Source organism: Ramlibacter sp. (assembly GCF_028292805.1).
Classification (GTDB): Bacteria; Pseudomonadota; Gammaproteobacteria; order Burkholderiales; family Burkholderiaceae_C; genus Ramlibacter.
In genome coordinates this window covers 15,240-27,099 of the sequence record NZ_JAQGLS010000301.1, presented here as the reverse complement: position 1 = coordinate 27,099, position 11,860 = coordinate 15,240, and the positions used below count along the sequence as shown (strand labels likewise).

Below are 11,860 nucleotides of genomic sequence, written 5' to 3'. Positions count from 1 at the left end.
TCGGTCTCCGACATCCACGACGTGATCCTGGTCGGCGGCATGAGCCGCATGCCCAAGGTGCAGGAGAAGGTCAAGGAATTCTTCGGCAAGGAGCCCCGCAAGGACGTCAACCCCGATGAGGCCGTGGCCGTCGGTGCGGCGATCCAGGGCCAGGTGCTGGGCGGCGACCGCAAGGACGTGCTGCTGCTGGACGTCACCCCCCTGTCGCTCGGCATCGAGACGCTGGGTGGCGTGATGACCAAGATGATCACCAAGAACACGACCATCCCGACCAAGTTCGCGCAGACCTTCTCCACCGCCGACGACAACCAGCCGGCAGTCACGATCAAGGTCTACCAGGGAGAGCGCGAGATCGCCACCGGCAACAAGCTGCTCGGCGAATTCAACCTCGAAGGCATCCCGCCGTCGCCGCGCGGCCTGCCGCAGATCGAGGTGAGCTTCGACATCGACGCGAACGGCATCCTGCACGTCGGCGCCAAGGACAAGGGCACGGGCAAGGAAAACAAGATCACCATCAAGGCGAACTCGGGCCTGTCGGAAGCCGAGATCGAGAAGATGGTCAAGGACGCGGAAATGAACGCGGCCGACGACAAGAAGAAGCTCGAGCTGGTGCAGGCCCGCAACCAGGGCGAAGCCCTGGTCCATAGCGTGCGCAAGAGCCTGACCGAGTACGGCGACAAGATCGACGCTGCCGAAAAGGAGAAGATCGAGGCCGCCGCCAAGGACCTGGAACAGACGCTGCAGTCGGACGACAAGGAAGCGATCGAAGCCAAGACCAGCGCGCTGATGGCCACCAGCCAGAAGCTGGGCGAGAAGATGTACGAAGGCATGCAGGGCCAGCAGGGTGCCGACGGCGGCGCCGAGGCGGCCGCTGACTCTTCCTCGGGCCCCGCGGCCGACGACAACGTCGTCGACGCGGAAGTCAAGGAAGTCAAGAAGGGCTAAGAACAGCCGCAGGGACTAGGGGCTAGGGCCTAGGGATTAAGGAAGACCGGCCCCGGCCGCTTCCCAGTCCCTAGCCCCTAGCCCCTAGCCCCTTGCGGAGCGCAGTGCAGCGAAAAGAATACATGGCCACCAAACGCGACTACTACGACGTCCTGGGCGTTCCCAAGAACGCCACCGACGAAGAAATCAAGAAGGCTTATCGCAAGCTGGCGATGAAGCACCACCCCGACCGCAACCAGGGTGAGGCGAGCGTTTCCAAGGATGCCGAGGCCCGCTTCAAGGAGGCCAAGGAAGCGTACGAGATGCTCTCCGACGCCGACAAGCGCAGCGCGTACGACCAGTTCGGCCACGCCGGCGTCGACCCCAACATGCGCGGCCCCGGCGGCGCGGCGGGTGGCGGTTTCGCCGAGGCCTTCGGCGACATCTTCGGCGACATCTTCGGCCAGCAGCAGCAACGCGGCGGCGCGCGCGGGGGCCGCCAGGTCTATCGCGGCAGCGACCTGTCGTACGCGATGGAGATCACGCTGGAGGAAGCGGCCAGGGGCAAGGACGCCCAGATCCGCATTCCCTCGTGGGAGGAGTGCGAGATCTGCAAGGGCGTCGGCGCCAAGCCGGGGACCCAGGCCAAGACCTGCACCACTTGCCAGGGGCAGGGCGTGGTGCAGATGCGCCAGGGCTTCTTCAGCGTGCAGCAGACCTGCCCCACCTGCCGCGGCTCAGGCAAGATCATTCCCGAGCCCTGCACCGCCTGCCACGGCCAGGGCAAGGTCAAGAAGCAGAAGACGCTGGAAGTGCGCATCCCGGCCGGCATCGACGACGGCATGCGCATCCGCAGCGCCGGCAACGGCGAGCCCGGCACCAACGGCGGACCGGCCGGCGACCTGTTCATCGAGATCCGCCTGAAGAAGCACGCGATCTTCGAGCGCGACGGCGACGACCTGCACTGCGTGGTGCCGGTGAGCATCGCCCGCGCGGCGCTGGGCGGCGAGATCGACGTGCCGACGCTGGATGGCAAGGCGGCGATCGACATTCCCGAAGGCACCCAGCCTGGCAAGCAGTTCCGCCTGCGCGGCAAGGGCATCAAGGGCGTGCGTTCCAGCTATCCCGGCGACCTGTACTGCCACATCGCGGTGGAGACGCCGGTCAAGCTGACCGAGCACCAGCGCAAGCTGCTCAAGGAACTGGAAGAGTCGCTCAAGAAGGGCGGCGCCAAGCACTCGCCCAACGAGGAGTCGTGGGCCGACAAGCTGAGAGGCTTCTTCAGCGCCTGACGGCCTGTGGTCCGCGGGGCACACATGCCCCCGTGACCACTCGCACGGATGAGCCAGGGCCGGCCGCTCCGGCGACAATGGGCCATGGCACTCAGGCTGTTCCGCACCACCGGCTATTCCACCCTGTTGATGCCGGGTGAAGCGCGGCTGGCGCTGCACCCGGCCTGGATGGCGTTCGCCATCAGCGCCTGGCTCGCACTGCCGGCCAACGTGGCCGTCTGGCGGCTGGCCGGGGGTGCCGGATGGCAGGAGTGGCGGCAGGCCGCCGGCAGCATCCTGGCGCTCGGTGGCGGCAGTTTCGCCTTGCTCAGCCTGCTGGGGTGGCGCCGCACCTTCAAGCTCGCAGCCACCGTCCTGCTGCTGGCCGGCGCCCTCGCCGCCTGCGGCCTGTGGGTGCAGGAGCTGCCGCTGGAGACCCTGTGGCAGCAGCGCCCGCGCGCCGTCTTGCCCGGCTGGGCCAGTTTCATGCGCTGGCAGGTTCCCGCCATGATGCTGCTGCTGGCCGTGGTGCCGGTGGTGTGGGTGTGGCACGTGCCGGTGCGGCGCCTGCCGGGGCCGGCGCAGTTGCGGGCCAACCTGGCCGGTACCGTTGCCGGCGCGGTCGTCTCGGCCGCCGGCCTGCTGCTGCTGCGCCAGCAACCTTAAAACAGCGTGCCTTGCCCCGCCGCCGCCGGCGGGCGGAAGCCCTCGGTGGGAAAGGCAACCTTCTTGGCGTTGAATCCCAGCCGCCCCGCCGTCTTGCGAAAGCGCTGGCCGATCAGGTCGGCCCAGGGGCCGGAGCCTTTCATCCTGGTTGCGAAGTCGGCCTCGTAGTCCTTGCCCCCGCGCATGTCCTGGATGCGATGCATCACCCTCTCGGCGCGCTGCGGGTAATGCGTCTGCAGCCATTGCCGAAACAACGGCGCCACTTCCCAGGGCAGCCGCAGCACGTGGTAGAAGGCTTCGCGCGCGCCGGCGTCCCAGGCCGCTTCCAGCACCTGCTCCATGTCGTCGTTCAGGAAAGGGATCTGCGGCGCCAGGCTCACGCCGCACGGAATGCCGTTTTCCGCCAGGGTGCGCAAGGTGCGCAGCCGCCGGTGCGGAGCGGCGGCGCGCGGCTCCAGCCGGCGCGCCAGTTCGGCGTCGAGCGTGGTGATCGTGAGGTAGACCGCCGCCAGCCCCTTGGCCGCCATGGGCGCGATCAGGTCGATGTCGCGCTCCACGCCGCTGCCCTTGGTGACCAGCGCGAACGGATGGTTGGTCTCGTGCAGCACCTCGATCACGCCGCGGGTGAGCCTGAGCTCGCGCTCCACCGGCTGGTAGCAATCGGTGGCCGTGCCGATCGCGATCAGCTGCGGCCGGTAGCCTTTGCGTCCCAGCTCGTGCCGCAGCAGTTCCACGGTGTTGCGCTTGGCGATGATCTTGGTCTCGAAGTCCAGTCCCGGCGACAAATTCAGGTAGCTGTGGGTCGGCCGCGCATAGCAGTAGATGCAGCCGTGCTCGCAACCGCGGTACGGGTTGATCGAGCGGTCGAAGTGGATGTCGGGCGAATCGTTGGACGCGATGATGCTGCGCGCGTTTTCCCAGATCACCTCGGTGCGGGGGGCGGCGCCGTCGGCCGCGATCAGGTCCCAGCCGTCGTCGAATGCCGCGCGCGTGTCGCGCTCGAAGCGGTGCGCCAGCCGCGTGGCCGCGCCCCGGCCCTTGATCGCATGGAGCGGCACGTGCACTGGGGCCACTTCGTTGCTGGTACTGCGGTCGATGCTGTTCATTCATACAGTATGGCCGATGCAAGGCCCCGCCGGCGGCGCAATCCACACTGTTCCTGTGTACTGTTATTTCGGTACTTACTGAAATTGCGGGAACCTGAGGCAGAATACCGCCCATGTCGATGCAGGACCACCTCCCTGCCCTGAGCCGCCAGTTCGTCGCCCATTTCGGCGAGATGGGCAGCCGCTGGGGCATCAACCGCACCGTCGGCCAGATCTATGCGCTGCTGTTCATTTCGCAGCGTGCGCTCAATGCCGACGAGATCGCCGAGACCCTGGAGTTCTCCCGCTCCAACGTCAGCATGGGATTGAAGGAGCTGCAGTCGTGGCGGCTGGTGCGCATGAAGCACCAGCAAGGCGACCGGCGCGAATACTTCCAGGCGCCGGCCGATGTCTGGGAAATCTTCCGGGTGCTGGCCGAGGAGCGGCGCCGCCGCGAGATCGAGCCCACGTTGTCGATGTTGCGCATGGCCCTGCTGGAAAAGCCGGGCACCGAAGCCGAGCGCCACGCCCAGCAGCGCATGCGCGAAATGTACGAGCTGATCGATCGCCTGATGACGTGGTTCGACGACGTGCAGAAGCTGGCGCCCGAGACCGCCATGCAGCTGATGGGAATGGGCAGCGCGGTCACGCGCGTGCTGGAACTGAAAGACCGCGTCACCGGCAAGTCGCCGCGCGCCAGGGAGACCTGACCGGTGGACACCCTGATGCTTTCGCGGATCCAGTTCGCGGCCAACATCTCCTTCCACATCCTGTTCCCGGCGATCAACATCGCGCTGTGCTGGTTCCTGGTGTACTTCCGGCTGCGCCACACGGCGGCGCGCGGCACGCCGGCGGCGCAGTCCTGGGAAGAGGCCTATTACCTGTGGACCAAGGTGTTCGCGCTCAGCTTCGCGCTGGGGGTCGTCACCGGCATCACCATGAGCTTCCAGTTCGGCACCAACTGGCCGGGCTACATGGAGCGCGCGGGCAACATCGCCGGGCCGCTGCTCGGCTACGAGGTGCTGACCGCGTTCTTCCTCGAAGCGACCTTTTTGGGCATCATGCTGTTCGGCCGCGGCCGGGTCTCCGACCGGGTGCACCTGGTGGCCACGCTGATGGTGGCGATCGGCACCACGCTGTCGGCGTTCTGGATCCTGAGCCTGAACTCCTGGATGCAGACGCCGGCGGGCTACCAGATCATCGACGGCGAGTTCCACGCGGTGGACTGGCTGGCGATCGTGTTCAACCCGTCGTTCCCCTACCGGCTGGCGCACATGCTGCTGGCCTCGACGCTGACGTCGGCCTTCCTGATCGCCGGCCTGTCGGCCTGGCAGCTGCTGCGGCGCACCGCCAACCACGGCACCCACCTGGCGCTGCGTACCGGGGTGCTGGCGGCGGCCATCGCGATCCCGCTGCAGATCCTGGCCGGCGACATGCATGGCCTCAACACGCTGGAGCACCAGCCCGCCAAGATCGCCGCCATGGAGGGCATCTGGCACACCGAAAAACGCGCGCCGCTGACCCTGTTCGGGTGGCCCAACGAAAAGGAAAGGCGCACCGATTACGCGATCCAGGTGCCGGGCCTGGCCAGCCTGATCCTGGCGCACGACATCGACGCCGAGATCAAGGGCCTGAACGAGTTTCCCGACGCCCATCCGCCGGTGGCGCCGGTCTTCTGGAGCTTCCGCGTCATGGTGGGGACGGGCATGCTGATGCTGGTCGTCTCCTGGTGGGCGGCGTTCACCTGGTGGCGCCGGCGGCGCACCGTCGCGCCGGGCGAGAGCCCGTACTCGCGCTGGCAGTTGCGCCTGCTGGCAGCCATGACGTTTTCCGGCTGGCTGGCCACGCTGGCCGGCTGGTACGTCACCGAGATCGGCCGCCAGCCGTTCCTGGTCTACGGGGTGTTGCGGACCGCCGACCTGGTGGCCGACCATGCGCCGGCCATGGTGCTGTCGACGCTCATCGCCTACCTCACGCTCTATGCCTTGCTGCTGAGCGCCTACGTGCTGGTGCTCATGTACATGGCAAAGCACCCGGCCATGCCCACCCCCGAGACACCGCAAAGCCCGAAGGCGGCCACGCCCATCGGCGGTCCGGCCTGACAGGAGAACAGCGATGATCTACAACTGGCCGACGGTGCTGCCCCTCATTTTCATGGCCGTGATGGGCCTGGCCCTGCTGGCCTACGTGATTCTGGACGGCTACGACCTTGGCGTCGGCCTGCTGCTGCCGTTCGCGCAGGAAGACGAGAAGGACCTGATGGTGGCCAGCATCGGCCCGTTCTGGGACGCCAACGAAACCTGGCTGGTGCTGGGCATCGGCGTGCTGCTGGTGGCCTTTCCGAAGGCGCACGGCCTGGTGCTCTCGGCCCTGTACCTGCCGGTGGCCGTGATGCTGATCGGGCTGATCCTGCGCGGCGTGTCGTTCGACTTTCGCGTCAAGGCGCGAGCCGCGCGCAAAGGCATGTGGAACGCGCTGTTCGCCATCGGCTCGGCGATGGCCGCCGGCGCCCAGGGCTGGATGCTGGGCAGCTACCTGACTGCGTTCGACACCGGTCTCTGGTCGCGCCTGTTCGCCCTGGGCATCGCCCTGACCCTGCCCACCGCCTACGCCATGCTGGGGGCCGGCTGGCTGATCATGAAGACCGACGGCGCGCTGCGCGCCAAGGCGGTGCGCTGGGGCGGCAAGGTGCTGTGGCCGATGGGCGCGGCGCTGATCGCGATCTCGCTGGCCACGCCGATGGTGAGCCCGCCCGTGTTCGACAAGTGGTTCGCCATGCCGCAGTTGATCGGGCTGTTGCCGATCCCGGTGGCCTGCGCGGTGGCCTTCTTCACCGCCTTCCACGTGACCACCCATCCGAAGGTGGTGGATGCCGGCTACGGCTGGCTGGTGTTCGCCAGCACCGTGCTGATCTTCATGCTGTCGTTCCTGGGCCTGGCCTACAGCATCTACCCGTACATCGTGATCGACCGCATGACGGTGTGGCAGGCCGCCAGCGCGCATGAGTCACTGGTGGTGATCTTCATCGGCGTGGCGATCACGTTGCCGGTGATCATCGTCTACACGGTGTTCATGTACCGGGTGTTCTGGGGCAAGGCGGTGGCCCTGAGCTACGCCGCGCCGGCGGGGCCTTTGACGGATTGATGAAACGGCGGGTGTGCAGCTTGCTGCGCACCATGCAGCGCCGCGTGGTGCGCAGCAAAGCTGCCCACCCTACAGTTTCAATTGCAGACTCGGGACCGCGCTTGCGCGTACTCGCGCTTCAGCCGCGCCACGAAGTCCGCCGTGGCCATGATTTCGCTGACGGCGCCGATGCCCTGGCCGCAGCCCCAGATGTCCTTCCACGCTTTCTTGGCGCTGTCGCCGTCGCCAAAGCTCATCTTGCTGGGGTCGCTTTCCGGCAGCTTGTCCGGGTCCAGGCCGGCGTTGCGGATGCTGGGCTTGAGGTAGTTGCCGTGCACGCCGGTGAACAGGTTCGAATAGACGATGTCGTCGGAGTCGCACTGCACGATCGCCTGCTTGTAGGCGTCGCTGGCGCGCGCTTCGTGGGTGGCGATGAAGGCCGAGCCGATGTAGCCGAAATCGGCGCCCATCGCCTGCGCCGCCAGCACCGCGCCGCCGCTGGCGATGGCGCCCGACAGCGCGAGCGGGCCGTGGAACCACTGGCGGATTTCCTGCACCAGTGCGAACGGGCTCTTGACGCCCGCATGTCCGCCGGCGCCGGCCGCCACGGCGACCAGGCCGTCGGCACCCTTTTCCACCGCCTTGCGGGCGAAGAAGTTGTTGATGATGTCGTGCAGCACCACGCCCCCGTAGCTGTGGATGGCGTCGTTGACATCGGTGCGCGCGCCCAGCGAGGTGATCACGATCGGCACCTTGCGTCTGACCACGGCCGCCATGTCTTCGTCCAGCCGCGTGTTGCTCTTGTGCACGATCTGGTTGATGGCATAGGGCGCGGCCGGGCTGTCCGGATGGTCGCGGTCGTGCGCCGCCAGCGCCTCCTCGATTTCGTGCAGCCACTCGTCCAGCTGCGCGGCCGGCCGCGCATTGAGCGCCGGCATCGAGCCGACGATGCCCGCCTTGCACTGCGCGATCACCAGCTTGGGGGTGCTGACGATGAACATCGGCGAGGCGATCACCGGCAGCGACAGGTTCTGCAGGACGCGGGGCAGCTTGGACATGGGTTCCTTCGGTAGCGGGATCAGAAAGCTTCGAGCGCCAGCGCGGTGACGCTGTCGGCGCCTTCCACGATGCTGTCGCGCAGGCCCGGGGCGCGGGCCAGAAGGTGGTCGGCGTAGAAGCGCGCGGTGGCGATCTTCGCAGTCATGAAGGCGGTATCCCGTCCCTGTTGCAACAGGTCTTGCGCAACCAGCAGCGCGCGCGCCATCTGCCAGCCCGCCACCAGGTTGCCGGCCAGCATCAGGTAAGGCACCGAGCCGGCGAACACCGCGTTGGGAGAGGCCTTGCCCTCCCGCGCGACGAAGGCGACGACGTCCAGGAAGGCCAGGCGGGCTGCCGCCAGCCGCTTGCGCACCGCGCGCGCCGCGACGCTGTCGCGCGCCGCCAGTTCGCCTTCGGTCTGCTCGACCTGCGCCGCGATCGCGCGAGCGGTCGCGCCGCCGTCACGCATGGTCTTGCGGCCCACCAGGTCGTTGGCCTGGATCGCCGTCGTGCCTTCGTAGATGGTCAGGATCTTGGCGTCGCGGTAGTACTGCGCCGCGCCGGTTTCCTCGATGAAGCCCATGCCGCCGTGCACCTGCACGCCCAGCGAGGTGACCTCCAGGCTCATCTCGGTGCTGTAGCCCTTGACCAGCGGCACCAGGAATTCGTAGAAGGCGTGGTTCTGCTTGCGCGCCGCGGCGTCCGGGTGGTGGTGGGCCGCGTCGTAGGCGGCGGCCGCCACGCTGGCCATGGCGCGGCAGCCTTCGGTGGACGCGCGCATCGTCATCAGCATGCGGCGCACGTCCGGGTGGTGGATGATGGTCGCGGGACCGGCCACGGAGCCGTCGACCGGGCGCGACTGCACGCGGTCGCGCGCGTACTGCACCGCGTGCTGGTAGGCCCGCTCGGCCACCGCGATGCCCTGCACGCCCACGGCGTAGCGGGCCGCGTTCATCATGATGAACATGTACTCCAGGCCGCGGTCTTTCTCGCCGACGATGTAGCCGACGGCACCGGGTCCGGTGCCGTTCGGATTCTTCGCCGCCGTGCCGTCGCCGTACTGGAGGACGGCGGTGGGCGAAGCCTTGATGCCCAGCTTGTGCTCGATGCTGACGCAGTGCACGTCGTTGCGCTCGCCCAGGGAGCCGTCCTGGTTCACCATGAACTTGGGCACGACGAACAGGCTGATGCCCTTGACGCCTTCGGGCGCGCCGGGGATGCGGGCCAGCACCAGGTGGACGATGTTGTCCGCCATGTCGTGCTCGCCGTAGGTGATGAAGATCTTGGTGCCGAACACCTTGTAGCTGCCATCGGGCTGCGGCTCGGCGCGGCTGCGCACCTGGGCCAGATCGCTGCCGGCCTGCGGCTCGGTCAGGTTCATGGTGCCGGTCCAGGCACCGGTCACCAACTTTTCCAGGTACACGGATTTCAGGTCGTCGGAGCCGGCCGTCAGCAGCGCCTCGATCGCGCCGTCGGTCAGCAGCGGGCACAGCGCGAAGCTCAGGTTGGCGGAGTTGAGCATCTCGCCACAGGCGGCGCCGATCGCCTTGGGCAGGCCCTGGCCGCCGAAGGCCGGCGGATGCTGCAGCCCTTGCCAGCCACCTTCGGCGTATTGCTTGTAGGCTTGCGCAAAGCCCGGTGTGGTGGTGACCTTGCCGTCTTTCCAGCTGGACGGATTGCGGTCGCCCTCGACGTTGAGCGGCGCCACCACCTCCTGGTTGAAGCGCGCGCATTCCTCGAGCACGGCCCGCGCCGTCTCCAGCCCCGCCTCCTCGAAACCGGGCAGCTGGGCGATGCGCTGGAGACCGGCAAGATGCTCGATGTCGAACAGCATGTCCTTGAGGGGGGCGGTGTAGCTCATTGCTTGGACTCCGGAGGGGCTAGAGCCCAGGGGCTAGGGGAAGACAGGAAAGCGGGGACAGGGCCGAGGCTGTGCGCAGGCTGTTTCCCCTAGCCCCTCGCCCCTTTCTTCAAAGCGCCTTGATCAGCTCAGGCACCGCGACGAACAGGTCGGCTTCCAGGCCGTAGTCCGCCACGCTGAAGATCGGCGCTTCCGGGTCCTTGTTGATCGCCACGATCACCTTGGAGTCCTTCATGCCGGCCAGGTGCTGGATCGCGCCGGAGATGCCAGCGGCGATGTACAGCTGGGGCGCGACGATCTTGCCGGTCTGGCCGACCTGCCAGTCGTTGGGCGCGTAGCCCGCGTCCACCGCCGCCCGCGAGGCACCGAGCGCGGCCCCGAGCTTGTCGGCCAGCGGCGTGAGCACTTCGTTGAACTTCTCGCTGGAGCCCATGGCCCGGCCGCCCGAGACGATGATCTTGGCGGCGGTCAGTTCCGGCCGGTCGCTCCTGGCGATCTCCGAGCCCATGAAGGTGCTCTTGCCGCTGTCGGCCACGGCCGATGCTGTCTCCACCTGCGCGCTGCCGCCCGTCGCTGCCGCCGGATCGAAGGCGGTGGTGCGCACCGTCAGCACCTTGACCGAGTCAGTGCTCTGCACGGTGGCAATCGCGTTGCCGGCATAGATCGGGCGCTCGAAGGTGTCGGGGCTGTCGACCTTGGTCACGTCCGAGACCTGGCCCACGTCCAGCCTGGCGGCCACGCGCGGGGCGATGTTCTTGCCGCTGGCGGTGGCCGGGAACAGGATGTGGCTGTAGTTCGAGGCGACGGCCAGCACCTGGGCCGCCATGTTCTCGGCCAGGCCGTGTTCGAAGTGCGCGCCGTCGGCGTGGATCACCTTGGCCACGCCGGCGATCTGGGCGGCAGCCCTGGCCGCTTCACCGGCGTTGGCGCCTGCCACCAGCACGTGGACGTCGCCGCCGCACTGGGCAGCGGCCGTCACCGTGTTCAGGGTGGCGGGCTTGATGTGGGCGTTGTCGTGTTCTGCGATTACAAGTGCGGTCACTTAGATCACCTTCGCTTCGTTCTTCAGTTTCGCAACCAGCGTCGCGACGTCGGGCACCTTGACACCGGCCGAGCGTTTGGGCGGCTCGCTGACCTTCAAGGTCTTGATGCGCGGCTTGACATCGACGCCCAGGTCCTCGGGCTTGAGGATGTCCATTTGCTTTTTCTTGGCCTTCATGATGTTGGGCAGCGTCACGTAGCGCGGCTCGTTCAGGCGCAAGTCGGTGGTGATCACCGCCGGCAGCGACACCGACAGCGTCTCCAGGCCGCCGTCCACTTCCCGCGTGACGCTGGCCTTGCCGTCGGCCACTTCGATCTTGGAGGCGAAGGTGGCCTGCGGCAGGTCGGCCAGCGCCGCCAGCATCTGGCCGGTCTGGTTGCAGTCGTCGTCGATCGCCTGCTTGCCCAGGATGATCAGGCCGGGCTGCTCCTTGTCGAACAGTGCCTTGAGCAGCTTGGCCACCGCCAGCGGCTGCAACTCCTCGTCGGTCTGCACCAGGATCGCGCGGTCGGCGCCGATCGCCATCGCCGTGCGCAGGGTTTCCTGGCATTGCGCCACGCCGCAGGACACGGCGATGACTTCGGTCACCACGCCCTTTTCCTTCAGGCGGACGGCCTCCTCGACGGCAATCTCGTCAAAGGGGTTCATGCTCATCTTCACGTTGGCGATGTCCACACCCGTGTTGTCCGATTTGACCCGGACCTTCACGTTGTAGTCCACCACCCGCTTGACCGGGACCAGGACCTTCATCAGGAGCGCTCCTAAGAGTTTGGGGAAATTGACGTTGACGTTAACTGCGGATTTTATGCGGGGCTCGCAGGCCCATTGTCCGCCCGGTGCCGGCGAAAAA

General features: G+C 67.4%; 11 protein-coding genes. 6 read left to right on the top strand and 5 right to left on the bottom strand.

Going from position 1 to position 11,860, the window contains the following annotated elements:
• The 3 genes from JWP65_RS18355 to JWP65_RS18345 all read left to right on the top strand — a co-directional run.
• Positions 1-945, top strand: a 945-nt coding sequence (locus tag JWP65_RS18355) for an Hsp70 family protein (RefSeq protein WP_299766348.1), incomplete at its 5' end; no start/stop codon positions are given.
• Between the two features lie 122 nt (positions 946-1,067).
• Complete coding sequence (gene dnaJ / locus JWP65_RS18350) at positions 1,068-2,216, top strand: molecular chaperone DnaJ (RefSeq protein ID WP_299766346.1); 1,149 nt, start codon at positions 1,068-1,070, stop codon at positions 2,214-2,216.
• 84 nt (positions 2,217-2,300) lie between these two features.
• Positions 2,301-2,861: a hypothetical protein gene (locus tag JWP65_RS18345; protein WP_299766344.1), complete on the top strand. Its 561-nt coding sequence runs from the start codon at positions 2,301-2,303 to the stop codon at positions 2,859-2,861.
• On the opposite strand, the gene JWP65_RS18340 is transcribed toward JWP65_RS18345, so the two are convergent.
• Positions 2,858-3,967 carry a PA0069 family radical SAM protein gene (locus JWP65_RS18340; RefSeq protein WP_299766343.1) on the bottom strand — a complete coding sequence of 370 codons (1,110 nt, stop codon included), beginning with the start codon at positions 3,965-3,967 and terminating at the stop codon, positions 2,858-2,860. The genes JWP65_RS18345 and JWP65_RS18340 overlap by 4 nt on opposite strands.
• A 113-nt stretch (positions 3,968-4,080) precedes the next feature.
• Here JWP65_RS18340 and JWP65_RS18335 point away from each other — a divergent pair, with 113 nt between their 5' ends.
• The 3 genes from JWP65_RS18335 to JWP65_RS18325 are packed head-to-tail and all read left to right on the top strand — an operon-like array spanning position 4,081 to position 7,090.
• A complete protein-coding gene (locus JWP65_RS18335; RefSeq protein WP_299766342.1) occupies positions 4,081-4,656 on the top strand; it encodes a GbsR/MarR family transcriptional regulator in 576 nt (191 codons plus the stop codon).
• Positions 4,657-4,659: 3 nt separating this feature from the next.
• Positions 4,660-6,048, top strand: a complete 1,389-nt coding sequence (locus tag JWP65_RS18330; RefSeq protein WP_299766340.1) for a cytochrome ubiquinol oxidase subunit I — start codon at positions 4,660-4,662, stop codon at positions 6,046-6,048.
• Positions 6,049-6,061: 13 nt separating this feature from the next.
• Positions 6,062-7,090: a cytochrome d ubiquinol oxidase subunit II gene (locus JWP65_RS18325; RefSeq protein ID WP_299766338.1), complete on the top strand. Its 1,029-nt coding sequence runs from the start codon at positions 6,062-6,064 to the stop codon at positions 7,088-7,090.
• A gap of 77 nt (positions 7,091-7,167) precedes the next feature.
• Here the strand turns inward: JWP65_RS18325 and JWP65_RS18320 are convergent, their stop codons facing one another.
• From JWP65_RS18320 to JWP65_RS18305, 4 genes are all read right to left on the bottom strand, one after another.
• On the bottom strand, positions 7,168-8,127 hold the full coding sequence (locus JWP65_RS18320; protein ID WP_299766336.1) for a nitronate monooxygenase family protein: 960 nt from the start codon (positions 8,125-8,127) through the stop codon (positions 7,168-7,170).
• Between the two features lie 20 nt (positions 8,128-8,147).
• On the bottom strand, positions 8,148-9,968 hold the full coding sequence (locus JWP65_RS18315) for an acyl-CoA dehydrogenase (protein WP_299766334.1): 1,821 nt from the start codon (positions 9,966-9,968) through the stop codon (positions 8,148-8,150).
• Between the two features lie 109 nt (positions 9,969-10,077).
• Positions 10,078-11,010, bottom strand: coding sequence for an electron transfer flavoprotein subunit alpha/FixB family protein (locus tag JWP65_RS18310; protein ID WP_299766332.1), 933 nt, complete (start codon positions 11,008-11,010; stop codon positions 10,078-10,080).
• Complete coding sequence (locus JWP65_RS18305; protein ID WP_299766330.1) at positions 11,011-11,760, bottom strand: electron transfer flavoprotein subunit beta/FixA family protein; 750 nt, start codon at positions 11,758-11,760, stop codon at positions 11,011-11,013.
• Between the last annotated feature and the right edge of the window lie 100 nt (positions 11,761-11,860).

Bases quoted from the DNA above. Each gene is read 5' to 3' on its own strand.
- dnaJ (WP_299766346.1), top strand. From the start codon at position 1,068: ATGGCCACCAAACGCGACTACTACGACGTCCTGGGCGTTCCCAAGAAC.
- JWP65_RS18345 (WP_299766344.1), top strand. From the start codon at position 2,301: ATGGCACTCAGGCTGTTCCGCACCACCGGCTATTCCACCCTGTTGATG.
- JWP65_RS18340 (WP_299766343.1), bottom strand. From the start codon at position 3,967: ATGAACAGCATCGACCGCAGTACCAGCAACGAAGTGGCCCCAGTGCAC.
- JWP65_RS18335 (WP_299766342.1), top strand. From the start codon at position 4,081: ATGTCGATGCAGGACCACCTCCCTGCCCTGAGCCGCCAGTTCGTCGCC.
- JWP65_RS18325 (WP_299766338.1), top strand. From the start codon at position 6,062: ATGATCTACAACTGGCCGACGGTGCTGCCCCTCATTTTCATGGCCGTG.
- JWP65_RS18320 (WP_299766336.1), bottom strand. From the start codon at position 8,127: ATGTCCAAGCTGCCCCGCGTCCTGCAGAACCTGTCGCTGCCGGTGATC.
- JWP65_RS18315 (WP_299766334.1), bottom strand. From the start codon at position 9,968: ATGAGCTACACCGCCCCCCTCAAGGACATGCTGTTCGACATCGAGCAT.
- JWP65_RS18305 (WP_299766330.1), bottom strand. From the start codon at position 11,760: ATGAAGGTCCTGGTCCCGGTCAAGCGGGTGGTGGACTACAACGTGAAG.